We start from the raw sequence: 25,970 nt of genomic DNA on the forward strand, positions 1-25,970 counted from the left end.
GGCTTCGACCCGATGGCCCCGTGGTGCCAGCACCCCGTGGGGATTGTGGGTCTGGGCCTGATCGGGGGCTCCCTCGGCCTGGATCTGCAGCACCTTGGCGTGGAGGTGCGGGCCCTGGTGCACCGCGAGGCCACGGCTGAACGGGCCCGTCAGCGCGGCCTGGCCAGTGCGGTCAGTACCGACCCCGGTGTGCTGGCCCCCTGTGGATTGGTGGTGTTGGCCCTGCCCCTCGATCGTTTGCTGGCCCCGGCTGCGGAGTTGGTGGCGGCCCTGCCGCCGCAGGCGGTGGTGACGGACGTGGGTTCGGTGAAGGCCCCGGTGCTGGCCAGTTGGTCGGCTCTGGTGCCGCGCTTTGTGGCGAGCCATCCGATGGCGGGCACCGCCCAGGCTGGGGTGGACGCCGGCCAGCGGGGGCTGTTTCTGGGGAGGCCCTGGGTGGCGACTCCCGACCCCTCCACCGATCTTGAGGCCCTGCAGGTGGTGCGCGGTCTGGCCGAGGCCGTGGGCGCCGCCTGGCTCTGCTGCGAGCCGGAGGCCCATGACCAGGCCGTGGCGCTGATCTCCCACGTGCCGGTGCTGGTGGGCGCGGCCCTGCTGCAGGCTGCCGCCGGGGCGGAAGGCGATCCCGCCCTGAGGCGTCGTCTGGCCTCGAGTGGCTTTGCCGACACCACCCGAGTGGGTGGGGGCAATCCGGAGCTGGGTACCCTGATGGCCCGCTGCAACCGCTCCGCCGTGCTGGCGGCCTTGGCCGCGTACCGCCGCGCCCTCGACCAGCTCGAGGGCCAGATTCAGGACGCGGACTGGGTCGCTCTCCAGCAGACGCTCCAGGCTTGCCAGGAGCTGAGGCCCGAGTTCCTCTAGGCCAGCTCCAGGGCCCCTCCGCGGGCAGCCAGCAGCTGACGGCTGGCCATCAGGGCCGAGAGGCTCACCCCGGCGGTGCCTTCCCCGGGGTAGATCCCATCACCGCAGATCCACAGCCCCGGGATGGGCGTTCGGCTGGCCAGGCCGAAGGGGCCGAACCGGCTTGGGTGTTGTCCCTGGCCGCCCACGTAGCCGAAGGGCCGGCCGGTCCAGCGTTCAAAGCCGCGGGGGGTGGCGGTTTCGCAGTGCAGCCAGGGGTGCTCCGGCAGCTGCAGCAAGGTCCGCAGTCCCCGTTCCATGCCGGCCTGGGCCCTGGCTTTGCGGGAGGCATAGGCGTCCGGACTGAGCCCGAACCAGGGCTTGGCCTCGGTGAACACACTGGCGATCACGGTCGCTTCTCCTTGGGGTGCCCGGCCATCCCCGTCCCGGCTCACGGACACGAACAGGGACCCCGGGTCGTCCCAGGTGCGTTGCAGGTGGGCGGGGCATTGGGGCGGCAGGTCGCGGCGGGCTACAGCCCCGTACAGCACCAGGGCGCCGGAGGGTTCGTTCAAGGCGTTCAGCCGCTGCCGGTAGCGCTCGGGCATGGAGGGCCCCAGCAGGCTGGGCAGGCTCTGGGGGGGTAGGGCCAGCACCACGTCGCGGCCGTGCAGGGCAAAGGCACGATCACCGGGGCCGATGCCCTCCACCCGCCAGCAAGGGGCTCCCGCTTCAGCGGGCCCAGGAACCCGATGCACGGCGGTGACCCGGTGGCGGGTGAGCAACTGGCCGCCGGCCTGGCGCAGCCCTCGCTCGAGCGCGGTGGCCAGGCTCTGCATCGAGCCCTGGAGATGAAAGAGCCCCAGGGGCGCCTGGGCCATGGCCAGCACGGTGGCCCCGTAAAGGGCGGCGGTGCGGTCGGCGGGTTCCTGGGAGTACAGCTTCAGCTGCAGGTCGAGAAAGCGCTGCAGTCGGGTGTCACCCGCGGCGCCGCAGAGCCGCAACAGATCGGCGATGGTGGAGCCCACCAGCACCCCGCTCAGCAGGTTGGCCGGGCCCAGGGCCCCGATCAGCTGGGCCAGGTCCCAGGGATGGCGGGGGGGCAGCACCGGATCCCTGGCGGCGAAGGCCCAGTTCGCCCGGTGCAGGGCTGCACAGAGCTGCCAGAAGCGTTCACTGCCGGGGAACTGGGCACGCCGTTCTGCTTGCCAACGCTGGGGGTCGCGCCAGAGCTGCACCGGAGGACTGCCATCGCCCAGATCCACCACACAGCCAGGATCCAGCGGGCTGGCCAGGGGGGCCTCAACGCCCAGGTGTTGGAAGATGCGGGCATGGATGCCGCCTGGCTCCAGCCCCGCCACCTGGGTGGCTCCCACATCAAAGGTGTAGGGCCCGCGGCGGAAGGTGCCGGCGCAGCCGCCGCTCTGGTGGTGGGCTTCCAGCAGCTGCACCTGCAGGCCTGCTTTGGCGAGCAGGGCCGCGGCGGTGAGGCCGGCGATGCCCGCCCCCACCACCACCACTTCGCCGTGTTCCTGCATCCCGGCATGCTGGCAGGCGCCTGAGCGGCCCGCGCCATGGCTCCTGCCCCTCCCGAGTGCCTCGTCCGCTGGTTCCAAAACCAGCTGGGTCAGGCCGTCGTGGGCTGGTCGCCGGTGGCAGGGGGCTGCATCCATCGGGCCTGGCGCCTTGAGTTCGCTGGCGGTGGGCTGGCCTTTGCCAAGACCAACACCGCCGCCCAACTCCCCCTGCTGGAGGCGGAGGTGCTGGGGCTACGTGCCCTGGCATCCCATGCCCCTCCGGGTCTGGTGATTCCCGAGCCCCTGGCCTGGGGCGTGGCGGGTGAGCAGGCCGTGCTGGTGCTGGGCTGGCTCAACTTGGGTGGCCGGCTTGGCGGTGTCGCCGCTCGGCAGGCCTGGTTCCGGCTTGGTCAAGGACTGGCCGCGTTGCACCGTTCCAGCGCCGTCCATGCCCCGACCGAGGGCTACGGCTGGCCGACCGACAACTTCATCGGTTCCGCCCCCCAGACCAACAGCTGGCGCCAGGACTGGGGGCTGTTCTTTGCCGACTGCCGTCTGGCCCCCCAGCTGGCCTGGGCGGCCCGGCGGGGCCAGCCCCTGCGGGGGGGACAGGCCCTGCTGGAGCGGCTGCCCCACTGGTTGGCTGGCCACCGCTGCCAGCCCGCGCTCGTTCACGGGGATCTCTGGAGCGGCAATGCCGGCCTACTGGCCGACGGAGCCGCTGCAATCTTTGATCCTGCTTGCTACTGGGGGGATCGGGAGGTGGATCTGGCGATGGCCCAGCTGTTCGGCGGATTTCCGCCGGCCTTTTTCGAGGGCTATGCCGCGGGATGGCCCCTGGAGCCCGATGCCGCGCAGCGGGTTGCGCTCTACAACCTCTATCACCTGCTCAACCACGCCAACCTGTTCGGAGGCGACTACCACCGTCAGGCCCAGGCTTCGATCCACGCACTGCTGGCCTAGCCCAGGTATTCCTTGCGCAGGTTTTGGACCTTCGCTACCACGGCACCGCGCTTCTCACTGGTGGTGAGGTTCTGCCAGCTCCACTGGCCCACAACCACCAGGCCGAGCAGTTCCAGCAGACCGGGGACCACTGGCAGCAGGTTGATGGTGTCCAGCACACCCTTGATCAGGATCTGGGCCACGATCACGGCCACGATCACGCCGGTGGCCTTGCCGATTCGGCCCATCTGGCTCCAATCCACCTGGTCAAGGGTGGAGTTCACCTTGGCGAGGATGTCGCTGTAGCGCTCGCTGAAGCTGACGTCGGCTTGCCCGGAGGTCGCACCGGCGTCCACTCCAGGGGCAGGTTCAGTGGCAGTGCCCTGCTCAGCCGCGTCGGTGGTGGTATCGCTCATGGACCGGAGTGAGGGGCGGGTGTTTGGATTGCTTCATAAGGTATCGGTGTGTCCCGCCAACCGCCAGTGCAGCTCAGGGCAGGTCACCGCCTGCTCACCGTTCTGGGCCAGATGCTTGCGTCTGCTGGGCCCCGGGAAGGGTGTGCCCTCTTGCTGGGACAGCGGCTCGGGGATGTCTGGCGTCTCGACTGGGTTTGGCCCTGCTGCAATGTCTGGCCGGTGCCGGATGAACGCTGCCGGCACTTCGCGATTGACCCCCGGGAGCAGTTGCTGGCTCAGAAGTGGGGGCGGCAGCGGGGTCTGGAGCTGCTGGGCTCGGCCCATAGTCACCCCACCAGCGAGGCCGTGCCCTCTGCCCACGACCGCCGTCTCAGTGCGTTGCCGGCGTTGATGGTGATCCTCGGTGGGGGCAGCCAGGACCAGGTGCCGGCCCAGGCGCGGCCGCTGCTCGGCTGGTGGATCCCGGAGCCGCCCGCTCGGCCGCAGCGCCTGCCATGGACAATGGAGAGCTGATCCCAGCGGCCATGCTTCCTCCCGATACCAGCGGCGTTCAGCTCAGCCCCGATGAGGTGGCCCGTTTTGCCAGGCACCTGATCCTGCCCGAGGTGGGCATGGAGGGGCAGAAGCGGCTCAAGGCCGCCTCCGTGCTGTGCGTGGGCACGGGCGGTCTGGGTTCGCCCCTGCTGCTGTATTTGGCCGCCGCCGGCGTGGGCCGCATCGGCATCGTCGATTTCGATGTGGTGGACCACTCCAACCTGCAGCGCCAGGTGATCCACGGCACCAGCTGGGTGGGCAAGCCCAAGATCGAATCGGCCAAGGCGCGCATCCTCGAGATCAACCCCCACTGCCAGGTGGATCTCTACGAAACGGCGCTCACCAGTGAGAACGCCCTGGAGATCGTCCGCCCCTACGACCTCGTCTGTGACGGCACCGACAACTTCCCCACCCGCTACCTGGTGAACGACGCCTGCGTGCTGCTGGGCAAGCCCAACGTGTACGGCTCGATCTTCCGCTTTGAGGGCCAGGCCACCGTCTTCAACCTGGATGCCGAGAGCCCCAACTACCGCGACCTGTTCCCCGAACCCCCGCCGCCGGGCATGGTGCCCTCCTGCGCCGAGGGCGGCGTGGTGGGCGTTCTGCCCGGCATCATCGGCGTGATTCAGGCCACCGAGGCGGTCAAGATCATCACCGGCATCGGCACCACCCTCAGCGGCCGGCTGCTGCTGTTCGATGCCCTGGGCATGAAGTTCCGGGAGCTGAAGCTGCGGCCGAACCCCGAGCGGCCCGTGATCGACAAACTGATTGACTATCAGGAGTTCTGTGGCGTGGGCGGCAGCGCCCCGGGCCAGGAGGAGGCCGGCGCGGTGGAGAGCATCAGCGTCAGCGAACTGAAAGGGCTGCTCGATGGCGACACCTCGGGGATGGTGCTGATCGATGTGCGCAACCCCCCCGAGGCGGAGATCGCCGTGATCCCCGGGGCCGCGTTGATCCCCCTCGATCAGATCGAGAACGGCACGGCCGTGGAACGCATCCAGCAGCTGGCGGCCGGCAAGACGCTCTACGTGCACTGCAAGCTGGGTGGCCGCAGCGCCAAGGCCCTGATCGCCCTCAAGCGGGCCGGAATCGAGGGCATCAACGTGGCAGGTGGCATCGACGCCTGGAGCCAGGAGGTGGATCCGAGCGTGCCCCGTTATTGATCCAGGCCGGCGCCAGGGGCCTCGAGCTTGGGTCCCCCTCAGTAATCCACGCCGCGCTTGAGGTCCACACCCCGCTCGGCGTAGTGCTTGTGGCACACCATCTCGGAGTGCACTGAGGCCAGGTCGAAGTAGGCGGGTCGGTTCTTGCAGCGGCCGGTGAGGATCACCTCGGTTTCGGCCGGCTTGCGCAGCAGGGTCTGCACGATCGGCTCCACCGGCAGGAGCTCCAGATCCACCGTGGGGTTGATCTCGTCGAGGATCACGGTTTTGTAGAGCCCGCTGGAGATGGCCGCCCGGGCAATTTCCCAGGCCCGTTCCGCCTCCACGTAGTCGATGGGCTGCTGCTGACCGCGCCAGACGATCGCATCGCGGCCGGAGCGCAGGTGGTCGACCAGGTGGGGATAGCTCTCGCGCAGTGCCGCGATCGCCGCGTCTTCGGTGTAGCCCGCTCCGCCTTTGAGCCATTGCAGGATCAGCACCCGGTGGCTCTTGTCCTGGGAGATGCCCCGGCCGATGGCCTGCAGACCCTTGCCTAGGGCGCTGGTGGATTTGCCCTTGCCCTCACCGGTGTAGATCTCCACACCCTCGAGACCGCCGGGGCCCTGGTGGGCCCGCATCTCCGAGTGCAGGTCGGCTAATTGCACCAGCTGGCGGGGGGCCCCTCGGCCCGTGCAGATCACTTCCATGCCGGCTGGCTTGGCCGCCAGGGTGCGCGCCACGTCCTCGATGTCCAGCAGGCCCAGGTCCAGCACGGGGTTGAGTTCGTCGAGCACCACCACCGAATAGAGGTCGCTGGCGATGGCTCCCTTGGCGATGTCCCAGCCCCGCTGGGCTTCCTGCCGGTCGAAGCGGGTGGCCTCCTCGGCGCTGAAGAACTCCCCGCGGCCGGTGCGCACCTGGTCGATCAGATGGGGGAAACCCTGCTGAAGGGCCTCAATGGCCGCATCCTCGTCGTAGGCCCGGCCGGGACCTTTGAGGAAGCGCAGCAGCAGCACCCGGGTGCGTTTCTGCTCGCAGATGCCCAGGCCGATGGTGCGCAGCACCACCCCTAGGGCCGCCTGGCTCTTGCCCTTGCCATCCCCGTCATAGACGTGAAGTTGGCCATGGGCCCGCTCGTCGCTGCCCGCCGCCGTGCGAATGCCGATGCCCCGGCCCGTGCCCCGCTGCGGCGTCTGGGTGCTGCTCATGGGGCGATGTTACCGGCGCTTCCCGGTTGGGAGTTGCCAGGATCGGGGCAGGATTCTTGGCCTGATCCCGTTCGCCTGATGCGCTTCTCCCTGCTGGAACCGTTGCCGCCGCCGCTGGCTGCGCTTCTGGCTGCGCTGCGTCAGCACCTGGCGGCCTTCGATCAAGTGGTGGTGGCCTATTCGGGTGGGGTCGATAGCGCCCTGGTGGCGGCCCTGGCGGTGGAGCAGCGGGGAGGGGCGGCCCTGGCCATCACCGGCGTGTCGCCGGCCCTGGCCCCCCACCTGCGCCAGGAGGCCGCCGCCCAGGCCGGTTGGCTCCGCATTCGCCACCGCGAGATCGCCACGGCGGAGCTGGCCGATCCGGCCTATGCCAGCAACCCCGAGCAGCGCTGCTACGCCTGCAAGCGGGAGCTGCACCGCCTGTTGGCGCCGATTGCGGCGGCGGCGGGTGGGGCGGCGGTGGTGGATGGCGTCAATGCGGACGACCTCGGCGATCACCGGCCTGGGATCCGGGCGGCCCAGGAATTCGGGGTGCGCTCTCCCCTGGCCGAGGTGGGCCTCGACAAGGCCGGAGTGCGCCAGCTCTCGCGGGCCCTGGGTTTGCCCTGGTGGGACAAGCCAGCCCAGCCCTGCCTGGCCTCGCGCTTCCCCTACGGCGAACCGATCACGGCCGAACGGCTGGAGCGGGTGGCCGCGGCCGAGGCCTGGCTGCTGGCGGCCGGCTGGCCCCAGCTGCGGGTGCGCTGTCAAGGCCAGACGGCTCGGATTGAGTTGCCCGCGGATCAACTCAACCGGGCCCTGCTCCTCTGGGCCGAACCCACAGCGAGAGGCGAGTTGGTGGCCGCCTTCCTGGAGTTCGGGTTCACGGCCGTGGGCGTGGATCTCGAGGGGCTCGTGAGCGGCAAGCTCAACCGGGAGCTGGCCGCCCAAAGCCTGCCGGAGTTCAGACCGTCACCGCTGCGCTGAAGGGCTGCTCCTGCAGGGGCTCCCGCTGGCTGTCGGCGATGCACGATGGCGTTTCGCGGCGAAAGCTGGTGAGCTTGTGGGTGCCGGCGGCGAGTTCTTCGGCAAGCACCGCACAGGCCTTTTCGGGCATGGTGTGGTCACCACAGGTGAACACGTCCACAGCCGCATAGCCCGATTCGGGCCAGGTGTGGATTGAGATATGGGATTCGGCCAGCAAGGCCAGCCCCGTGACGCCCTGGGGCTCGAAACGGTGGGTGATCAGATTGAGCAGGGTGGCACCGGCACGCTTCGCTGCTGCGGTGATGGTGTCCCTCAGGAATGCTTCGTCGTCGAGGCGGGTGCTGTCGCAGCCGTAGAGCTCGAGGATGCAGTGTTTCCCAACCGTATCGGAGACCTGGTGGGGTAGGGGGGCCGCTGGGTTGGCGGATGCAGGGGCCTCGGTCCATCCTGGGTTTGGGTGGAGGCAGGGCAGGGTCTGGGTCATTGATTTCGACCGCACAAGCTGCCCACCATACGTGGTGAAGCAGGTCATGGTGCCCCGTTCAAGCCAACCGTTGGTGTCTCCCCATCCAGCGCGCCGGCACGCATCTGCACCACCTGGCTCTCGGCCTGCCAGCCGTTGCTGAACGCTCCGAGGTGGGTGGCGCTCACCAGGCACTGGTGGCCGTTCCCGACCGCCTCCAGCAGCAGCTGCTGCCGCACTGGATCGAGCTCGGCCAGCACGTCGTCGAGCAGCAGGAGCGGGGGTTCGCCCAGCACCGAGCCCACCAGGTCCAGTTCGGCCAGCTTCAGGGCCAGCACCAGGGTGCGTTGTTGCCCTGCCGAGCCGTAGCGGCGTGCCGGTTGGTCTGCCAGGCTCAGGCCCAGTTCGTCGCGGTGCGGCCCCACCGTGCATTGGCCCAGGCGCAGCTCCTCGCCGCGTTGCTGCAGCAATTGCTCGAGTAGGGCCTGGCGCCAGGGCTCCTCGGCCTCCTCGCCGGGCGGCACGGTGCCGCTTTGGTAGTGCAGCTTCAGCCGTTCCTTGCCGCCACTGAGCCGCTCCTGCCAGGCGGCGGCCAGGGGTTCCAGGCGTTGGATCGCCCGTGATCGGCGCCGGTGCAGCCGGGTGCCGATCACAGCCATCTGCAGATCGAAGGCGTCCAGGAGGGCCTGCAGCTCCCCGCCGCCGAGGCCGCGACGCAGCAGTTGGCTGCGCTGGCGCAGCAGCCGTCCGTAGCGGCTGAGCAGATCGCCATAGACGGGCTCCAGCTGCAGCACCACCCGGTCGAGCCACTGGCGACGACCGGCCGGTTCCCCGCGCACCAGGTCCAGGTCGAGGGCACTGAAGCCCACACAGCGCAGCGACCCCAGCAAATCGAGTTGCCGCTCCAGCGCCTTGCCGTTGCGTTGGGCCACCCTCCCACCACTGCGCCGCAGGTCGAGCTGGAGCTGGTCGCCGTCGCCCGTGGCGGCCCGAATCAGGCTGCTGCTCTGGCCGTGCTGGATCAGGTCCCGGTCGCTGCCGGTGCGATGGGAGCGCAGGCAGCCCAGCAGTTCCACCGCTTCGAGCAGGTTGGACTTGCCTTCGCCATTGGCACCGATCACCAGCAGCCGGGGGGCCTCCAGGGCCAGCTCCAGCCGACTGATATTGCGAAAACGCAGCAGCTCCAGGCGGTGCAGCCGGATGGGTCTGAAGCGGTGAGCAGTTAAGGTAGGCCCACTGGGGTATTCACTCCGGCCATGGGCCCCGTTCCATGGGCATGTAGCTCAGTTGGATAGAGCATCAGATTCCGGTTCTGAGGGTCGGGGGTTCGAGTCCCTCCATGCTCGTCACCCCATCACCCCCACCGCCTCCGGCAGCCCTGGCCTTGGCGCTGGGGTTTTTTTGTGGGCTAGCTCTCCAGCTGCAGCCCCATCGCCCGAATGCCCCCTGGATCCACGGCGAAGCCGTGACGCTCGAGGGCGGCTAGGGCCTCCGGCGGCGCTGAGAGCGAAATGCTGCACCCGGCCAGTTCCCGGCGCAGCCGTCCCAGGGCGCCATGGACCAGCACCGCCAAAATCTCCCCTCGCCCGGGATCGGCGGGATCGGAGCAGAGGTCCCAGAGGTTGGCGTTGAGGGCCAGATCACTGGTGGCCCGCACAAAGCCCACCAGCTCTCCCTCGGGGGACTCCACGGCCAGGTGCCAGATGCTGCGCTCCAGCACCCGGTGCCAGCGTTCGGCATCGCGGGCGCGATCCCCACTGGCCAGCAGCAGCCGATTGAGGGCGGCGGGGCTGGGCTGTCCATCAGCCACCAAGCGGTAGCCCTCCCGCAGGCGCGGGGCTGGGGGCTGGCTGCGGAAGGGGATCAAGAGGGAGTCCAGAGCTGGGCGGAGCGGGGCGGGTGAGCTTGGCGTGGCGAAGGGGAAATCAACCGGTGTTGCGCATGCCTGCGGCAATGCCGTTGATGGTGAGCAGGGCCCCCCGCAGCAGTTCGCTGCGGCTGTAGGTCCGGCCGTCATCGCTGGGGTTGCTGCTGGCGGCTTCGCTCATCGGCGGTTGACGGTTCTGGTCGCGCAGGCGCCGCAGCAGGGCCACCTGCAGGAAGCCCAGCGGAATGATCGTGCGGTTGCGCAGGTCCACCGAGAGCTGGAGGGCTGGATCGCCATCGAGCAGGCGGGTGTGGCCGGTGATGGTCAGCACCAGGTCGCGGGTGAGGGCGAATTCGGCGGCAATGGCCTGGAAGATCTGCTCGAAGGCTTCCCGGTGTTCGCTGCGGCCCAGGGCCTGAACGTAGTGGTGGGCTAGATCCAGATCCACCTTCGAGAGGGTCATCTCCACCTTGGAGATCAACATCCGGAAGAAGGGCCAGCGCTGATACAGCAGGCGCAGCAGTTCGAGTTGGTCCGGGTCCTGGTCGAGTTCCTCCTGCAGGGCCGCCCCCACCCCAAACCAGCTGGGCAGGAGGAACCGGCTCTGGGTCCAGCCGAACACCCAGGGGATGGCCCGCAGGCTGGAGAGATCCTTGGCGCCGCTCTTGCGCCGGGCCGGCCGGCTCGAGATCTGCAGTTTGCTGATCTCCTCGATCGGGGTGACCTGCTGGAAGAAGGCCACCAGGTCAGGGTTGTCATGCACCAGGGCGCGGTAGTGGTCCCGGGAGCGGGCCGCCAGCCGGCCCATCAGGGTGTTCCAGCTCGGGGTGTCGTCCACGGGGGTGCTCACCAGGCTGTTTTGCAGCACGGCGGTGGTGACCGTTTCCAGGTTGTAGAGGGCCAGTTCCGGCAGGGAGTACTTGGAGGCCAGCACTTCGCCCTGTTCGGTGATCTTGATGCGGCCATTGAGGGTGCCGCTGGGCTGGGCCAGGATCGCCTGGTAGGCAGGACCGCCCCCGCGCCCCACGGAACCGCCGCGGCCGTGGAAGATCCGCAGGGCCACCCCGTGCTCAATGGCCAACCGCTGCAGGGCGATCTGGGCCTTGTGGATCTCCCAGTTGCTGGAGAGGAAGCCCGAATCCTTGTTGCTGTCGGAGTAGCCCAGCATCACTTCCTGCAGGGGCTGGCTGCCGTCGCTGCCCAGCAGGGCCCGGTAGAAGGGGTGCTGGAAGAGGGTGGCCATCACCGCCGGGGCCCCCTGGAGATCTTCCACCGTTTCGAACAGGGGTACCACCAGCAGCCCCGCCCGTTGGGCCAGGGGGTCCACCAGGCCAGCTTCCTTGGCGAGCAGCAGCACCTCCAGCAGGTCGGACACCGTGTGACTCATGGAGATCACATAGGTGCGGCAGATCCGGGAGCCGAATTCCTGCTGCAGCCGCTGCAGCATCCGGAACACGGCAAAGGTCTCCGCTGCTGGAGCACTCCAGCGTGCCGTCGGCGGCAGCAGGGGACGGCGGGTCTGCAGCTCCGCCAGCAACCAGGCGACCCGCTGCTCCTCGTCCATCTCCCCATAGGGAACGGGCAGTTGCAGGTAGCGACTGAGCTCGTCGAGGGCGTCGCTGTGCCGGGTGCTCTCCTGGCGGATGTCGAGACTGGCCAGGCAGAAGGCGAAAATCTGGGCCTGGCTGATCAGGTGCTGCAGTGACTCGCAGCTGAGGCCCGTGCCCTTGAGGCTGTCCTGGATCAGTTCCAGGTCGTTGCGGAACTCGTCCACCGTGCTGTAGTGCAGCTCCTGGGAGGGAGGGGCCGCCAGGTTCCCGCCCATCGGGGGGGGAGGGGTGTTGCCATCACAGGGGGACTCCCAGCCGGCATCGGCCAGTTGTTGGTTGCGCTCGTGGGTGAGGCGCAGGCGCTCGAGGGTGTAACTGAGCTTGAGCCGGTAGGGCTCGAGCCGGTAACGGGCCGCCCGCTCCTCATAAATCTCCGGGAAGCGCAGCCGGTCCATTTCCAGTGACTCGAGCAGGGCCGGGCTCACCTGGCTCCATTGCATCGAGATGCTCAGCTGGTCCCGCAGCTCGGCCACGGCCTTGATGTAGCGCTCCAGCATCAGCTGGCGTTGATAACAGGCCGTCCGCCAGGTGATGTCCGGGGTCACTGAGGGGTTGCCATCCCGGTCTGAGCCCACCCAGGAGCCGAAGGTGCAGAACGCATCCCGGGGTGGTTCCACATCGGGATAGCTCACCTGCAGGGCTGCGCGGATGCGATCCCGCAGTTGGGGCATGGCGTCGAAGAGCACCTGCTGGAAGTAGTGCAGGGCGTAGTCGACCTCGTCGAGCACCGTCGGTTTGAACTGGTGCAGCTCATCGGTGCGCCACCAGAGCCGGATCTCCTCCTCCAGCTGAAGACGCAGGCTCTGGCGCTCGAGGCCATTGAGGCCGCTGCCCTGCTCCAGCTGTTGAATCAAGGTGGCCACCCGCCGCTGTTTGTGCCGCACGGTGTGCCGCACGATTTCGGTGGGATGGGCGGTGAAGACCAGCCGCAGGTCGAGGGTGCGCAGCAGGTTTTCCAGCTGGGCTGGGGGTACGTTCAGATTCCGTAGTCGTGCAAACAACTGACGGAAGGTGGCCGGGTCGGTTTGGTTGGCCAGCGCCGGCAGGAAGGGATCGCTCGGACTGCAGTCCTGGTTTTTGAGGCTGTCGAGGTAGCTGTCCTCCTCGATGTGCTGCTCGAGAATGTTGACCAGCTGGAAGTAGAGCGAGAACGCCCGGGCTGCGGCGATGGCCTCGGCCAGATCCATCTCGCGGATCAGCTGCACAATCGCCGCCGTCGCGTCTGCACCGTTGGCGTCGCCCGTGCCGCTGGCATCGCCCTCGGTGGGGTCGCTCAGGCGCTTCAGCCGCAGCAGGCGCTCTGCCTGTTCGGGCGGGCACTCGCTGCGCAGCACGGTTTCCCACAGGTCTTCAACCAGCTCCAACCGTTCGCCGAGGAGGCGGGTGACCCGTTGTGCCGTCGGCAGGCCAGCGCTGCTGGCGCCCGCGGTGGGGTTGGGCGTGGGCATGGACTGCCGCATGGGAGCCGGATGGGCAGCACGGGAATCCATGATCATCCCAAAGGACCCGGCCGCCCGACTGTGCCGAATGCCTCCAGCAGGGCCGTTTCCTGGTTGGCCATCGCCTGAATCTCCTGGCTCAGCAGGGTGCTGATTGAAAGGCCGGCCCGGTGGCCAGCCAGCCAGCGCATGGCCTGGTTGCCGTGGTCCAGAACTGTGTGCAGGGGGGCCAGCACGGTCGCCAACCCCAACTCCACGGCCAGAGGGGCCAGGGCGGCCAGCTCGGCCCGCAGCCAGTCTTGGGCGGACACCGCCGCACCATCGCGCCAGTGATGCAGCGTGGCCTCCAGGCTGGAGCGGGCTGCGGCCCGGTCGTTCGCATCGGCCAGGGCAGCCAGTTCGGCCGGCGTCAGTTGGCTGGCCTTGAGGGGATCGCCGGGTTCCGGCTGGCGCAGCAACTGGTGGATCCGAAGCTCGGCGAAGGCCGTAATCGCCAGCAGCAGGAGTGGATCGGTCACCAGATCGCAGATGCGGATCTCCAGCCGGTTGAGGTCATGGGGACGGTGGTCCCCATTGGGCCGCACCGAGGTCCAGAGGTGCCGCACGTTCTGCATGGTGCCGAGGGCCAGCTGCTGGTCCATCCAGTCGATGTAGTGCTGGTGGCTGAGGAACAGCGGCACATCGGCCGGCGTGAGTGGGAACTGCAGCCAGCGCTGGGAGTGGGCTCCGGTGGCCGCACCGTCCAGGAATGGGGAGCTGGCGCTCAGGGCCAGCAGCAAGGCCGCCTCACAGCGCATCAGGCGCAGCGCCGCAAACAGGCGGTCCATCTGCTCGGGACCCTGGCTGCCGATCAGCCCCAGGTTGATGTGCACGCTGGCGGTGACCACCTGGGTGCCGTAGGTGGCTTCGATGTAGCCGTGGTAAGGGTTTTCCGGATCCGAACGCTCGAAGCGGTGGCTGTCCCCCAGGCTCAGGGTGCTGCCGGGCAGCAGGGTGAGCTGGCGGCTGGCCAGCCAGAGGCGGAGGCGCTGCCGCGGCTCGATCAGCAGCCGCAGCTGGTTGGCGTAGCTGGCATCTGGGGGGGTGATGTATTCGAGGTTGCGGTGGTCGGGTTCGGTCACGAAGCCCTCCAGGGCCGCTGCCGCCTCGGCTGAGCAGCCCACCACGGTGCCGTCCTCCCGGCCGGTGTACAGCTCCACCTCGAAACCCTTCAGCAGCAGGGGTGTGGTCATGGCTGGGCCGGCAGGAGGCAGGCCAGGGCCTTCAGCATGCCGCGGGCTTTGTTGAGGGTTTCCTGGTATTCCGCTTCAGGCCTTGAGTCGGCCACCACCCCGGCGCCGGCTTGCACCTGCACCCGCCAGCCCCCCTCGGGATGGGGCAGCACCACCATGGTGCGAATGGTGATGGCCGTGTTGAGGGCGCCGGCCAGGTCAACGCCGCCGTAGACCCCCGAATAGGGGCCGCGGGCGTCCGGCTCCAGGGCGTGAATCAGCTGCATGGCGCGGATCTTGGGGGCGCCGCTCACCGTGCCGGCCGGGAAGGAGGCCATCAGCAGGTCCCACACGGTTTGCCCCTCGGCCAGCAGCCCCTCCACCTGGCTGACGATGTGCATCACGTGGGAATAGCGCTCGATCACCATCAGGTCGCTCACCTTGACGGTGCCGGGCTGGCAGACGCGGCCCAGGTCGTTGCGGCCCAGGTCCACCAGCATCACGTGTTCGGCCCGTTCCTTGGGATCGGCCAGCAGGTCGGCCTCCAAGGCGAGGTCTTCGGCCTCATCGGCGCCCCGGGGGCGGGTTCCGGCGATCGGCCGCAGGGAGGCCTTCACGGTCCCTTCCGGTGTGGGTTCGGCCTTCACCATCACCTCGGGGCTTGAGCCGATCAGGTACCAGCCGCCGAAGTTGAAGAACGCCATGTAGGGCGACGGGTTCACCATCCGCAGGCTCCGGTAGAGCTCGAAGGGATCGCGATCGATGCGGGTTTCCAGTCGCTGGCTGAGCACCAGCTGAAACACGTCGCCCGCCTCGATGTGCTCCTCGCCTCGGAGCACGGCGGCCTCAAACGCTTCCCGGCCCACATTGCTGGTGGTCACCAGGGTCTGGGCCATGTCGGTGGCGCTGGCGTCGTGCCAGCGCAGGGGGGTCACGTGGCCTGGCAAGGGAGCATGCATGCGCTCTTCCAGGGCGGCAATGCGGGCCGCCGCAGCGGCATAAGCATCCTGTGGATCCTGGCCATCGCTCAGGTCGGCATAGGCCAGTGCGGTGATCTGCCGCTTCACCTGGTCGAACACCAGCAGGCTGTCGGCGAGCATCCAGCAGCCATCGGGCGGGGCGCCCTCCCCTGGCGGGTGCACCGGCACGCTCGGCTCGATCCAGCGGATCAGTTCATAGCCCCAAAAGCCGAACAGCTGCCCCACCGGCGGTAGCCCGGGGATGGGGGGGCTGCTCAGGGGCTCCAGGCAGGCGCGCAGCAGCCCGAAGGGATTGCCCTCCAGGGGCTCACGACGGCCATCGCGCCAGCGGCGCTCGGACTGCTCGCCGCGGCTGGTGAGGGTCCAGAGGGGGTCGCTGACCACAAAGCTCCAGCGGCCAATCCGCTCGCCACCATCCACCGACTCCAGCAGGACGCCGTGATCACTGCCGGACCCCACCTTCAGCCAGGTGGTCAGTGGGGTCTCCAGGTCGGCAGGCCAGCGCTTCCACAGGGGGATGAAGTTGTGGCCGGCCGTCACCGCCTCGAGGAACGCCTGCTGGGCAAGGCCATCGCGATCGGGGCTGGGCATCGGGCAACCGGGCAGGCAAAAAAAACGGGGCGCCTGGCCCCGCCTTTATAGGGGTTGGTCGTCGCCGTTCAGGCGTCGAAGGTGTTCTTGCCGGTGAACTTGAGGTTGGCGGGATTGGGATTGGCGCCAATCCGACGGGGGTTGTGGCCCACCATGGCGCGGCCCTCGTTGACCTTCTCGGGGAAGACGCCGTCTTTGGGGTGCAGGAACTCGGTGTCACCGCCCGGGAAGATCCGGTAGATCTTGTAGTCCTCGATCCGGGGCTTGAACTTGGTGCGCAGCTGGGTGCCAAGCGCAAGGCACTGCTCCTTGCGGGCGAAGTACATCAGGTTTTCGCCCTCGTTCATGTGGGCGGCACCGCCGGTGGGCAGCTCAAACACCTGTTCCTTGGGGCTGGTCCAGGTGATGGCGTATTTCTCCTCGGTCTCAGCGGAGTTCAGCAGGCCGCCGGTGCTGCCGATGTACTTCGGGAGTTGACCGCTGAGCGCCGTAGCTGCCATGGCTTTGGATCGTTTCAGCCGGAAGCTAGCACCGTGTTTTTGCCCCAATCCGGGCTGGTGCCGCACTCTTCACACCCGTCAACAAACCACGCCTCCTGGCGGATCCTCAGCACAGCGGGAAGAACACCGTGAGGCCGCTGCCGCTGCGTTCGGTGAGCCGGCCGCCCAGGCGATGGAACAGCCGCTGGGTGGCCTGGCGGCTCAGCTGCAGGCTGCCGGTGGTGGGGTTCCAGCTCAGCACCGGTCCCACCAGCTCCCGGGCTTCCCCGTCGCCCTCCTGGGTGGGGCTGGGTTCTTCGCTGGGCTGGCCTGCGCTGCTGAGCTGGAGTTTCAGCCTGGAGCCGGCGGGGGACAGGCTGAGGGTCACCGTGCTGCCCGAGGTCAGGGTGCGGCTGAACCGGTCGATCAGGCCGCCCAGCATGGTTTCCAGGCGGGCCGGATCGCTCAGCACCTGGGGCAGGCCCTCGGCGATCACCAACTCCAGAGCCAGGCCGCGGCGGGCCAGTTGCCGTTGCCAGAGTTCGTGCTGGTGCTCCAGCACCGCGCTGAGGTCGGTGCGTGCCAAGGCATGGCGCTCGAGGGGCTGTTCGCTGCCCGGCTCGCGCTGCAGCTCGGCCGCCAGGAAGATCAGGCCAAACCGATCGATCTGCTCGCTGCACTCGCCATCGATCTGCTCCAGGCGCTGGCGCACCACCTCGGGCAGATCGCTGCGCCGCAGCAGGGAGCGGATCAGGGTGCGGATCGTGGCCAGCGGCGTCCGCACCTCGTGGGTGAGGGCCTCCAGCAGGGCCAGTTCACTGCTCACGGCCCGGGACGCGTCGCCCTGGAGCCGTTCGCGCGTCGTGCCCCCATGCACCAGGGGTTGCAGGGTCAGGCTGGGGGCCATGGCCGCCAGCCGTTCCCCCATCCGTGGCCAGAAGTGCATGCCCAGCTGGTCATCGCTGCGCAGGGGGCCCAGCCGTTGGAGGGCCGTGCGCAGGGCGCCGGAGGCCTCCTGGTTGCCGGCCAACAGACGGCCGTCGATCAGGCCCAAGGCAGCGGACAGGGCCTCCGGGTCGAACCGCACGATCAGGCGCCGGGCCTCGGCCGGTCCGTCGAGGCACAGGGCTACCTGCAACTGGGGAGTGATCACCAGCAGCAGTGGATCGGTGCCATCGCCCTCCTCGAGGGCCAGCCGATGGAAGCTCCCGCCGCCGCCGGTTGGGGCGCTCCCGGGGAGCAGGGCGGCGGAGCCGGGCAGCAGATCCTGCAGTTCCCGCGGGGCCCACACCCAGCCCTGGAGCTGCCGGAGCAGCTCGGGTTCGTAGAGGGCGGGCAGGGGGGCCGCCAGCCAAAGCCCCTGCAGCGGTTGCCGGGGCAGCAGGAAGTCGTCCTGCAGGGTGGCCAGGGCGGCCCACCATTGGCGCCGCACGCTGTCCTCGTTGCCGACGCCGGGGGGGACGCCCTCGGCCAGGCAGCGTCGCAGGTCGGACAGGCTCACCAGCGTCCCTGGGCCGAGCGACCCCGGCGGGCCACGGAGGCGCACAGCCCGAGGGCGATGAAGTTCACGAGCATGGCGGACCGTCCGTAGCTGAGCCAGGGCAGGGGGATGCCGGTGATCGGCCCCAGGCCGATGGTCATGTTGATGTTCACCACCACCTGGAACATCAGCATCGCGCCGATCCCCACCACCACAAGGGCTTCGTAGTCGGTGCGGGCCCGTCCGGCGATCTGCAGCAGCCGCCACATCAGCAGGGCGAAGCCGGCCACCACCAGCACCGAACCCAGGAATCCGGTTTCTTCCCCCAGGGCACTGAAGATGAAATCGGTGTGCTGTTCTGGGATGAAGCGCAGTTTGGTGAGGGATCCATTCATGAGGCCCGTGCCCCAGAGCTGGCCGGAGCCAATGCCCACCGTGCTCTGCAGCAGGTGATAACCGCCGCCGAGGGGGTCCTGGGCGGGGTCGAGAAACAGGGTGAGTCGTGCCCGCTGGTGGGGGCGCAGGCCGTGTTCCCACAACAGGGGGGTGGTTACGGCGAAGAGCCCCTGCACCGCCAGGCTGATGCCCAGTGCGACCCGTTTCCAGGGCAGGCTCTTCCAGGCCAGCCAGCCCATCAGGGGAATCCAGGCGAGGAGCAGCCAGGGAAGGGTGCCGGCCACGATGGCCGTGACCAGTGGAGAGAGCAGCAAGATCACCCAGGCGCCGGGCATGCCAGCCCAGAACAGCATCACCAGGAGAACGGCCCCGAACACCAGGGAGCTGCCCAGATCAGGCTGCACGAACACCAGCAGCCAGGGAAGGGCAATCAGGCCCACAGGACGGACCAGGTCGACTGGGCGATCCACCGGATGCCGGGCCAGCACGCCAGCCAGCAGCAAAATCGCCCCCACCTTGGCAAATTCCGACGGCTGCACATAGAAGCCGCCGATGTTGATCCAGCTCTGGGCCCCCAGGGCGCTGGTGCCCACGATCCGAACGGCGATCAGGCTTGCCACCATCGCGCCATAGATCAGCCATTTGAGCGGGATCAGTCGCTCCAGCGGCATCCGGGCCAGCAGCAGGGCCACCACCATGCCCACCGCTGCGGTGATCCAGTGCTGGTACCAGTCGGCGTAATTGGCCTGGCGCTGGGTGCTGGCGATCAGGATGCCTGCGATCGCCACCATGGCCAGGGGGACCCCCCAGAGGATGAGGTCCACGTCGGCCAGGGGGCTGCGCCGGCCGCTGCGGCCGCTGAAGAATCGGGAGTTGCGCCGCCCCAGCTGGCTCAGCATGGTGCTTAGGCCGGCACTAGGTGGGCCGCCCCGATGCGCTCGGCCAGAGCCCGGAAGGCCTGGGCGCTGGCCGACTCGGGATGGGAGAGCACCACGGGCCGGCCGGCATCGCCCCCTTCGCGCACCGGCATTTCCAGTGGCAGCTCCGCCAGCAGGGGCACCCCGGCCTCCTCGGCCAGGCGGGCGCCCCCGCCACTGCCGAACAGGGCGTAGCGCTTCTCCGGGGCATCCGGCGGGATGAAGGCACTCATGTTCTCGACCACGCCCAGGATGGTGACGCCCATCTGCAGGAACATCGCCAGCCCCCTTCGGGCATCCTGCAGGGAGACCTGCTGGGGTGTGGTGACGATGATCACGCCTGCCATGGGGACGGCCTGGGCCACGGTGAGTTGGGCGTCGCCGGTGCCGGGGGGCAGGTCCACGATGACCACATCCCTCTCCCCCCAATCCACCTGATACAGGAACTGGCGGATGATGCCGTTGAGCATGGGGCCCCGCCAGATCACCGGCTGGTTTTCCTGGATCAGCAGCCCCATCGAAACCATGGCGATTCCGCAGGTCTCGATGGGGGTGAGCACCTGCTGGGCGCCTTCGCCGCGCACCTCCGGCGTGCGGTCAGCCACGCCCAGCATGGTGGGGGCGTTGGGTCCGTAGATATCAGCATCGAGCAGGCCCACCTTGAGGCCGGAGGCCGCCAGGGCACAGGCCAGATTCACCGCCACCGTGCTCTTGCCCACGCCCCCTTTGCCGCTGCTGACGGCAATCACCTGGCGGACGCCGGGGATGGCCTGGCGATCCGGCAGCTGACCGGGTGCCGCGCCCGGGGCCCCATGGCCGGCGGCTCCAATCGGGGCACCTCCAGCGGGCTGGGCCACTTCGATCTGCACGTCGGTCACCCCATCGAGGGCGAGCAGGGCTGCACGGGCTTCAGCGGCAATGCGATCGCGCTGGGCCTGGGCAAAACCTGGCAAGGCCAACCGAAACACGGCCCGATCGCCCACCAGTCGGGGGGCCTGGATCCAGCCCAGCTCGATCAGGCTGCGCCCGCTGCCGGCATCCTGGACAGCGTTGAGGGCGGCTTGGGCCTGCTCCACTGAGGCCATCGGGAATCCAAACGGGGTCTGCGATCCTAGGTGGCCTGCCCTGCCAGGAGGGTGACGCTCTGGCCGTGACAGACCCTCTCGAACACTTGTCTGAGGGGAGGCTGGCCTGAAATGGTGAGACCTTTCCGGCGTCTTTTCGGCGCACCGTCGATGCTCAAGGCCCTGCTGGCGCGTGGCAAAAACAAGCTGGGTGGAGGTGCCTCGAGTCCGGTTGGCAACGACGCAGCTCTGGAGGCCCCGCCCGCCGACTCGCGCGCCCGGGCCAAGGCCCTGCTGATGGGCCTACAGGACTCCATCTGCGCTGGGCTGGAGCAGCTCGATGGTGGGGCCCAATTCGCCGAGGAGAGCTGGGTGCGTCCTGAGGGCGGCGGCGGTCGCTCCCGGGTGATGACCGGCGGCCGCGTGTTGGAGCAGGGCGGCGTGAATTTCTCCGAGGTGGAGGGTTCGGAACTGCCTCCCTCGATCCTCAGCCAGCGCCCGGAAGCCAAGGGCCACCGCTGGTTTGCCACCGGCACCTCGATGGTGCTGCACCCCCGCAATCCCTACATCCCCACCGTTCACCTCAACTACCGCTACTTCGAGGCGGGCCCGGTGTGGTGGTTCGGCGGCGGGGCCGACCTCACCCCCTACTACCCCTTTTTGGAGGACGCCCAGCACTTCCACCGCACCCTCAAAGGCGCCTGCGACAGCGTGAACCCCGCCTATTACGAGGTGTTCAAGCCCTGGTGCGACGAGTATTTCTTCCTCAAGCACCGCCAGGAAACCCGCGGTGTGGGCGGCATCTTTTACGACTACCAGGATCCCCGCGGCGTGCTGTACAAGGGTCAGGACCCCAAGGGGCCGGCTGCCTTGGAGAGCAACCGCATCGGCCCGGTGCCCCAGAGCTGGGAGCAGCTGTTCGCCCTGGCCAGTGCCTGTGGCAACGCCTTCCTGCCCAGCTATGGGCCGATCCTCGAGAAGCGCCAGTCCACTCCCTACGGCGAGCGGGAACGTCAGTTCCAGCTCTATCGCCGGGGCCGTTACGTGGAGTTCAACCTGGTCTTTGACCGGGGCACGATCTTCGGCCTGCAGACCAACGGCCGCACCGAGTCGATTCTGATGTCGTTGCCGCCCCTGGTGCGCTGGGAGTACGGCTACCAGCCGGAGGCAGGCAGCCGCGAAGCCCTGCTCACGGATCTGTTCACCAAGCCCCAGGCCTGGTTGACCGACGCCTCTCTGGCCGCCCGGTGCGCTCCCCATCAGGCGGTGGGGTGAACGCCGCAGGATTGGCCGTGGCGATGGGGGCGCCGGGGCTGCGGCCGAGTCCCTGTTCCAGGGCGCTTACCACCCGGATGGCAATGGCCTCCAGGGTGGCCTGGCGCCGGATCGGATCGCGCAGGGCGGCTTCCAGGGCCCCCTCCAGTTTGCCGATTTCCAGGATGGCAATCCCCCGCTTGGGGGCTCCCAGCCCCTCGCGGTACAGCAGGGGGTAGGGCCCAAAGGCCAGCGCCAAACTTTCATCCACCCGGGTGGGTGGGCGATGCAGCGGGGGGATCAGCCCCGAGCCCACCCCGTCAGGGCCGTAGGCGTCGTAGTGGATTTCCAGGGCATAACCACCGGCTTCCGCATGGGCCTTGCCCACACTCCAGTTGGTGCGCGGGTCATCGCCGTCGGCGATGGTGCGCAGCGGGGGGTCGTAGAAGCGGATCGCCAGCCCCCGCCGTTGGCCGAGGGCCACCACCGCTTGCGCCGTGAGCAGATTCCAGTGGAGCTCGTCGCGGAGGCCGGGCTGCATGGGGGGCGCCCCGGCCAGGTCCACCGCAGCCCCGGCCGTGCCCGCTCCGCCAATCCCCTGGGAATCGGCATGGCCGGCGAGCACCAGGATTGGGGTGGTGTTGGGCAGGGGAGCCAGGCCCACCCAGTCTTTGGCCAGCCGGCTGCGGGGCCCGGTGAGGGGATCCAGGTTGGCCACCAGGGGGGCCTGGGCTGCGGCAGCACCGCCGAGGGTGAGAACCCCGATCAGCACGGCCACCATCCCTTGGCCATAGGGCATGGGGTGTGACGGCATGGTGGGCCTGGATGGAGAGCTAGATGGGTGAACTGAGCAGTTTGCCGTCGCTGAACAGGCCGAGCTGGGGGCCCAGTTCCAGTTCCAGCGCAATCAGCTCATCCCGGTGGGCCCGCAGGCGCAGGGCACTGCCGGTGGCGCTGTCATGGCTGAGTAGGCGCAGTTCCAGGGTCTCGGCGCGCATGGCCCGGTTGCGGTAGATCAGCCCCGCCGCTGGACCCACCAGGGCCAGCAGCAGGGGCCACCAGCCCAGTTGGGGGAGCAGCTGGCGCAGCACCAGACCCAGGCAGGCGGCCCCCACGGCTCCCAGCAGGGAGAGCAACACCGCCAGCCAGGGGCTGGCGGCCACTTCAGCGCGAAAGCGCAGGTGACGCCGTTCCGGATCACTCGATTCGGTTTGCCAACCGCGTTGCTGGAGCCAGTCACTGAGCTGACTCAGCACCTCCAGGGGGGGGCGGGACGAGCGCACGTCCACCACGGTGGTGCGGTCCTTGCTGGCAGCCCGCAGAAAAAACACCAGGCCGATGGCCAGCAGCAGGGTGAGCAGCAGGGTGGAGCCGAGGTTGACCATGGTGCCCATTCTGCCGTCGGCCGGCCGGGACGTGGCTTGTCAGCATGGGGGCGATCTTCCGCCTCTTTGGCATGGCCGCCCCGTCCGCCCCCAGCAACCTGCCAGCTCCAGCCCGGTTCGCCGTGTTTGACGGCGATCTCGATGCGGAGTGGGGCGCCCTGTATGCCGGCGCCCGGGCCCTGGCGGTGGACACCGAGGCGATGGGTCTGATCCACGGCCGCGATCGGCTCTGCCTGGTTCAGCTCTGCGACGACCACGACAACGTCTGCTGCATTCGCCTCTCCCGCGGCCAGAGCGAGGCGCCCCGGTTGCAGGCGCTGATGGAAAACGCCGGCATTGAAAAGGTGTTCCACTTCGCCCGGTTCGATGTGGCCGCCCTGGCCGAAAACCTCGGCATTGCCGTGGATCCGATTTTCTGCACCAAGATCGGCAGCCGCCTCGGCCGCACCTATAGCCCGCGCCATGGACTCAAGGACGTGGTGCAGGAGCTGGTGGGGGTGGAGCTCGACAAGCAGGCCCAGAGCTCCGACTGGGGCAGGGTCGAAGACCTCTCTGAGGCCCAGCTGACCTATGCCGCCGGGGATGTGCGCTATCTGCTGCCCGCCCGCGACCGCTTGGAAGCCATGCTCCGCCGCGAGGAGCGCTGGGAGCTGGCCCAGCGTTGCTTCCGCTGTCTGCCGGTGTTCGCCGACCTCGATCGCCAGCGCTTTCACCTGCTGTTTGAACACTCCACCGGCGGCAACCGCTGAAGCTCCCTGTCCAGGGCGGCTCAGTCCTCCACCATGAAGTTGTCGTCGTTGCCCACCGCTTCCAACAACGAGGTGAGCAGGGCGTGGTTGCTGGTGCTGTTGCCCTCGGCGTCGGTCAGCATCTGGGTGGCCAGTTCCACCCGGGAGGCGGTGTCCTTAAGGCCCGCCTGGGCGGCCTTGATGTCGACCTTGCGCCGGGCCGCCGCCAGGCTGATGCCCAATTGGCTGGCCAGCTTGCCGCAGGCGGCGTTGTAGGCCCGATCGGGAATGCCGGCCATGGGCGGCGTTGGGGCAGGGGATCAGCCCATCATCCCAGCAGACGTTGCTCCACCAGAGCGGCGATCTGGGCGCTGCCCCCGGCGGGTCCCATGCGCCGGCGGCCGATGGCGCCGAGCTGGTGGCAGGTGTTGGGGTCGTGGAGCAGCTGCTGCAGCCGCCGGGCCAGCTCTTCCGGCCGGTGGCAAGGCAGCACGGCGCCCCCGAGCAGCCGGCTTTGGCGGCGGGCAAATCCAGCCTTGAACTGGGGCCCCGGCCCTGGCAGGGAGAGGGAGGGCACCCCCAGCCCGGCGAGCTGTTCGGTGGCGGTGCCGGCAGTGGCCAGGCCCAGCTCGGCCCAGCCGGCCCAGCGGCTGAAGGTGTGGCTGCCGAGCAGCACGGTCCAGCGGCCCAGGCGCCAGAGGCTGCTCGCGCCGATCGCGGCGGCGGCGGGATCGGCGGCCATGGCCGCGAAGCCTGCGTCACCCAGCAGGTTGGCCCAGGCGTCGAGGCTGGGGGTGGAGCCGGAGGCCACCAGCACGGTGGTGGCCTCCGGTGGCTGGCCCAAGCTGAGGCAGCCCAGCAGCCGCCGGGCATTGCCCAGGGCTTCCGGCAGGCGGCTGCCGGCCAGCAGGATCAGGCGCCGTTGGCTTGCCAGCCAGGCCGGCAGAGGGGTCTGGGGAAAGCCATCCATCATGGGGTTTCCAGGCGCCAGGGCCGCCACCCCATGGCGATGCAGTCCCCGGGCGGTGAGCCGGTCACGCACGGCCACGAGCCGGCAGCGCCGGCTGCCCATCACGGCCCATTCCCAGGGGTCCCACTCACTCCCCTTGCAGCGGTGGTAACCATCAGCCAGCGGCGTGGGTCCCCAGCCTGCGGGACCTGTCGAGGCCCAGGTGTAATCGCTTTTGGGCGTGCCGATGAAACCGAAGCGGCCGCCGCCACCCCAGGCCAGCAGCAGGGGCAGCAGGTCGCCCACCGCGAGCACGGGATCTCCCTGCCGGGCCCAGTGGCGCACCAGACGCATCTGGCGCCAGCTCAGCAGCGGCAGCCCGGCGGCCAGGTCGCGGGCCAGGCCCCGCAGGCTCTGGTTGCTGAAGCCGCCGCTGGGCAGCTGCAGCTGGGGGCCGAGCCGCTCGAGACGGCCCTCCGCTTCGTCGTTGGCGAAGGCCTCGCCCAGGCCCACCAGGGGCAGCACCCGGATCACCAGCTGCGGTCGTCGGGTCTGCAGGGCGCGCAGGATGCGCTGGGCGATCAGATCCTCCCCGTGGCCATTGCTCAGAATGAGCAGACGGTTCAGCGGCCGGGAGGACATGCCATGGCTGATACGATCCGCTGCAGGGAGTTTGCTCCCTGGGCGGCGGCATGGCCAAGTGGTAAGGCAGAGGATTGCAAATCCTTTACCCCCAGTTCGAATCTGGGTGCCGCCTTTTCCAGCTTCTTGGGTGGAGGGCGTCAGCTCCCTCACAGATCCAACACCGTTGCGGCCGGATGGGGCATTTCTGCATAGGGTTTCCTGGTCACTCCCTATTTCCCAGATGAAGCGCTCCTCCTCCGTTGCGCGCTGGTGCCTGCCCCTGGTTGCCCTTCCCTTGACGGCTGCTGGGCTTGGAGTGCTTGCTGCCCCTGCATCGGCCTGCGAGAAGCACCTTGATGGGCACCAGAACGGCTCCGAGACCCAGGCTGAGGTGCAGGGCGAGCGCCGCTGAGCCAGGCCGGGGTGCTGCCCGGACTCAGAGCCGGGCCTTCGCCTCCCAGAACTGGCCCTCCTGATCGCGGGCCTGGCACTGCAGGGAACGGCGCTCCAGCAGGCAGCTGCCCTTGGCCAGCCGGGCCAGGGGAATGGTTGGAGCGAGGCTCTCCTCCCGCGCCAGGCTGGTGGCCACGGTGGCCACGTCCAAGCGGATCGGCCAGCGGGGTTTGCAGTGGCCATAGGGGCTGCACCGCATCGGCTTTTGGCCCGGGGCGAGTGCGCCGCCGAACACCAGGTTCTGGCTGCCGAACCGCTGACCGCCGGAGGGGGTGATCAGTCGCACGGTGAGGAGCCCCTCCAGGTTTTGCTCCAGTCGCAGCCGTCCACAGCTCTGGCGTTGGGCCTGCAGGGGCAGTCCCACCAGACCGTGCACCAAAACACAGTCCTGCAACTTGCTCTCCCAGCGGCCAAACGCCTCAGCCTGGCCGGAGGCTGCCCAGCCCAGCAGCACCAGGGTCAGGCTGGGCAGGCCGGGACGGATGGTCCAGCCCCAGGCGTGGGATCGGGCCATG

The 25,970-nt window shown here is 68.9% G+C and carries 25 protein-coding genes and 2 tRNA genes; 9 read left to right on the top strand and 18 right to left on the bottom strand.

Annotation, left to right across the window (positions count from 1 at the left end; genetic code table 11):
• The first annotated feature begins 12 nt into the window (after nucleotides 1-12).
• The gene (locus tag H6G16_RS02830) at nucleotides 13-861 is read left to right on the top strand and encodes a prephenate/arogenate dehydrogenase (RefSeq protein WP_190388844.1); all 849 of its coding nucleotides are present in this window, start codon (nucleotides 13-15) and stop codon (nucleotides 859-861) included.
• Here the strand turns inward: H6G16_RS02830 and crtD are convergent.
• Complete coding sequence (crtD, locus tag H6G16_RS02835; protein ID WP_190388808.1) at nucleotides 858-2,378, bottom strand: C-3',4' desaturase CrtD; 1,521 nt, start codon at nucleotides 2,376-2,378, stop codon at nucleotides 858-860. The genes H6G16_RS02830 and crtD overlap by 4 nt on opposite strands.
• A gap of 36 nt (nucleotides 2,379-2,414) precedes the next feature.
• On the opposite strand from crtD, the gene H6G16_RS02840 reads away from it, so the two are divergent.
• Nucleotides 2,415-3,320: a fructosamine kinase family protein gene (locus tag H6G16_RS02840; RefSeq protein WP_190388809.1), complete on the top strand. Its 906-nt coding sequence runs from the start codon at nucleotides 2,415-2,417 to the stop codon at nucleotides 3,318-3,320.
• Here H6G16_RS02840 and H6G16_RS02845 read toward each other — a convergent pair.
• Entirely contained in the window at nucleotides 3,317-3,715 is a 399-nt protein-coding gene (locus tag H6G16_RS02845; RefSeq protein ID WP_190388810.1) for a CAAD domain-containing protein, read from the bottom strand. The two genes, H6G16_RS02840 and H6G16_RS02845, sit on opposite strands and share 4 nt — an antisense overlap.
• A 66-nt stretch (nucleotides 3,716-3,781) precedes the next feature.
• Here H6G16_RS02845 and H6G16_RS02850 point away from each other — a divergent pair, with 66 nt between their 5' ends.
• Nucleotides 3,782-4,228 carry a M67 family metallopeptidase gene (locus H6G16_RS02850; protein WP_347238767.1) on the top strand — a complete coding sequence of 149 codons (447 nt, stop codon included), beginning with the start codon at nucleotides 3,782-3,784 and terminating at the stop codon, nucleotides 4,226-4,228.
• A gap of 11 nt (nucleotides 4,229-4,239) precedes the next feature.
• On the top strand, nucleotides 4,240-5,412 hold the full coding sequence (gene moeB, locus H6G16_RS02855; protein ID WP_190388812.1) for a molybdopterin-synthase adenylyltransferase MoeB: 1,173 nt from the start codon (nucleotides 4,240-4,242) through the stop codon (nucleotides 5,410-5,412).
• Nucleotides 5,413-5,450: 38 nt separating this feature from the next.
• Here the strand turns inward: moeB and H6G16_RS02860 are convergent, their stop codons facing one another.
• The gene (locus tag H6G16_RS02860; protein WP_190388813.1) at nucleotides 5,451-6,599 is read right to left on the bottom strand and encodes a cob(I)yrinic acid a,c-diamide adenosyltransferase; all 1,149 of its coding nucleotides are present in this window, start codon (nucleotides 6,597-6,599) and stop codon (nucleotides 5,451-5,453) included.
• Between the two features lie 78 nt (nucleotides 6,600-6,677).
• On the opposite strand from H6G16_RS02860, the gene larE reads away from it, so the two are divergent.
• Nucleotides 6,678-7,565, top strand: coding sequence for an ATP-dependent sacrificial sulfur transferase LarE (larE, locus tag H6G16_RS02865; RefSeq protein ID WP_190388814.1), 888 nt, complete (start codon nucleotides 6,678-6,680; stop codon nucleotides 7,563-7,565).
• Here the strand turns inward: larE and speD are convergent.
• Together speD and recF are read right to left on the bottom strand one after the other, a co-directional pair.
• On the bottom strand, nucleotides 7,543-8,049 hold the full coding sequence (gene speD / locus H6G16_RS02870; protein ID WP_190388815.1) for an adenosylmethionine decarboxylase: 507 nt from the start codon (nucleotides 8,047-8,049) through the stop codon (nucleotides 7,543-7,545). The genes larE and speD overlap by 23 nt on opposite strands.
• Nucleotides 8,050-8,093: 44 nt before the next feature.
• The gene (gene recF, locus H6G16_RS02875) at nucleotides 8,094-9,215 is read right to left on the bottom strand and encodes a DNA replication/repair protein RecF (RefSeq protein ID WP_190388845.1); all 1,122 of its coding nucleotides are present in this window, start codon (nucleotides 9,213-9,215) and stop codon (nucleotides 8,094-8,096) included.
• Nucleotides 9,216-9,300: 85 nt separating this feature from the next.
• Here recF and H6G16_RS02880 point away from each other — a divergent pair.
• A tRNA-Arg gene (locus tag H6G16_RS02880) sits at nucleotides 9,301-9,374 on the top strand.
• Nucleotides 9,375-9,436: 62 nt separating this feature from the next.
• Here H6G16_RS02880 and H6G16_RS02885 read toward each other — a convergent pair.
• The 8 genes from H6G16_RS02885 to H6G16_RS02920 form a co-directional block, all read right to left on the bottom strand.
• Nucleotides 9,437-9,895 carry an N-acetyltransferase gene (locus tag H6G16_RS02885; RefSeq protein WP_190388816.1) on the bottom strand — a complete coding sequence of 153 codons (459 nt, stop codon included), beginning with the start codon at nucleotides 9,893-9,895 and terminating at the stop codon, nucleotides 9,437-9,439.
• 58 nt (nucleotides 9,896-9,953) lie between these two features.
• Nucleotides 9,954-12,953 carry a phosphoenolpyruvate carboxylase gene (ppc, locus tag H6G16_RS02890; RefSeq protein WP_242036131.1) on the bottom strand — a complete coding sequence of 1,000 codons (3,000 nt, stop codon included), beginning with the start codon at nucleotides 12,951-12,953 and terminating at the stop codon, nucleotides 9,954-9,956.
• 44 nt (nucleotides 12,954-12,997) lie between these two features.
• The gene (gshA, locus tag H6G16_RS02895; protein WP_190388818.1) at nucleotides 12,998-14,176 is read right to left on the bottom strand and encodes a glutamate--cysteine ligase; all 1,179 of its coding nucleotides are present in this window, start codon (nucleotides 14,174-14,176) and stop codon (nucleotides 12,998-13,000) included.
• Nucleotides 14,173-15,726 carry an anthranilate synthase component I family protein gene (locus H6G16_RS02900; RefSeq protein WP_190388819.1) on the bottom strand — a complete coding sequence of 518 codons (1,554 nt, stop codon included), beginning with the start codon at nucleotides 15,724-15,726 and terminating at the stop codon, nucleotides 14,173-14,175. Before H6G16_RS02900 ends, gshA begins: the two co-directional genes overlap by 4 nt.
• Nucleotides 15,727-15,794: 68 nt before the next feature.
• Complete coding sequence (locus H6G16_RS02905) at nucleotides 15,795-16,226, bottom strand: photosystem I reaction center subunit II PsaD (protein WP_190388820.1); 432 nt, start codon at nucleotides 16,224-16,226, stop codon at nucleotides 15,795-15,797.
• 106 nt (nucleotides 16,227-16,332) lie between these two features.
• Nucleotides 16,333-17,709: a HAMP domain-containing histidine kinase gene (locus H6G16_RS02910; RefSeq protein ID WP_190388846.1), complete on the bottom strand. Its 1,377-nt coding sequence runs from the start codon at nucleotides 17,707-17,709 to the stop codon at nucleotides 16,333-16,335.
• A complete protein-coding gene (gene rodA, locus H6G16_RS02915) occupies nucleotides 17,703-18,980 on the bottom strand; it encodes a rod shape-determining protein RodA (RefSeq protein WP_190388821.1) in 1,278 nt (425 codons plus the stop codon). The genes H6G16_RS02910 and rodA overlap by 7 nt, the downstream gene beginning before the upstream one ends.
• A gap of 5 nt (nucleotides 18,981-18,985) precedes the next feature.
• On the bottom strand, nucleotides 18,986-20,083 hold the full coding sequence (locus H6G16_RS02920; protein WP_190388822.1) for an Mrp/NBP35 family ATP-binding protein: 1,098 nt from the start codon (nucleotides 20,081-20,083) through the stop codon (nucleotides 18,986-18,988).
• 150 nt (nucleotides 20,084-20,233) lie between these two features.
• Between H6G16_RS02920 and hemF the strand changes: the two genes are divergently transcribed.
• Complete coding sequence (hemF, locus tag H6G16_RS02925) at nucleotides 20,234-21,337, top strand: oxygen-dependent coproporphyrinogen oxidase (RefSeq protein ID WP_190388847.1); 1,104 nt, start codon at nucleotides 20,234-20,236, stop codon at nucleotides 21,335-21,337.
• Here the strand turns inward: hemF and H6G16_RS02930 are convergent.
• Nucleotides 21,264-22,130 (bottom strand): dehydrogenase, encoded by an 867-nt coding sequence (locus H6G16_RS02930; protein ID WP_190388823.1) that lies wholly within the window; start codon nucleotides 22,128-22,130, stop codon nucleotides 21,264-21,266. The two genes, hemF and H6G16_RS02930, sit on opposite strands and share 74 nt — an antisense overlap.
• Before the next feature lie 19 nt (nucleotides 22,131-22,149).
• The gene (locus H6G16_RS02935; protein ID WP_190388824.1) at nucleotides 22,150-22,701 is read right to left on the bottom strand and encodes a cofactor assembly of complex C subunit B; all 552 of its coding nucleotides are present in this window, start codon (nucleotides 22,699-22,701) and stop codon (nucleotides 22,150-22,152) included.
• Nucleotides 22,702-22,772: 71 nt separating this feature from the next.
• On the opposite strand from H6G16_RS02935, the gene H6G16_RS02940 reads away from it, so the two are divergent.
• On the top strand, nucleotides 22,773-23,450 hold the full coding sequence (locus tag H6G16_RS02940; RefSeq protein ID WP_190388825.1) for a ribonuclease D: 678 nt from the start codon (nucleotides 22,773-22,775) through the stop codon (nucleotides 23,448-23,450).
• Nucleotides 23,451-23,470: 20 nt separating this feature from the next.
• On the opposite strand, the gene H6G16_RS02945 is transcribed toward H6G16_RS02940, so the two are convergent.
• Complete coding sequence (locus H6G16_RS02945; RefSeq protein ID WP_190388826.1) at nucleotides 23,471-23,728, bottom strand: hypothetical protein; 258 nt, start codon at nucleotides 23,726-23,728, stop codon at nucleotides 23,471-23,473.
• A 29-nt stretch (nucleotides 23,729-23,757) separates the two neighbouring features.
• Nucleotides 23,758-25,020: a lipid-A-disaccharide synthase-related protein gene (locus H6G16_RS02950; RefSeq protein WP_190388827.1), complete on the bottom strand. Its 1,263-nt coding sequence runs from the start codon at nucleotides 25,018-25,020 to the stop codon at nucleotides 23,758-23,760.
• 44 nt (nucleotides 25,021-25,064) lie between these two features.
• Between H6G16_RS02950 and H6G16_RS02955 the strand changes: the two genes are divergently transcribed.
• Nucleotides 25,065-25,135 (top strand) — tRNA-Cys (locus H6G16_RS02955).
• Between the two features lie 303 nt (nucleotides 25,136-25,438).
• On the opposite strand, the gene H6G16_RS02960 is transcribed toward H6G16_RS02955, so the two are convergent.
• Nucleotides 25,439-25,969, bottom strand: coding sequence for a hypothetical protein (locus H6G16_RS02960; protein ID WP_190388828.1), 531 nt, complete (start codon nucleotides 25,967-25,969; stop codon nucleotides 25,439-25,441).
• Nucleotide 25,970 lies beyond the last annotated feature (1 nt).

The sequence above is a fragment of the Cyanobium sp. FACHB-13342 genome, from assembly GCF_014697415.1.
Taxonomy (GTDB): Bacteria; Cyanobacteriota; Cyanobacteriia; order PCC-6307; family Cyanobiaceae; genus Cyanobium_A.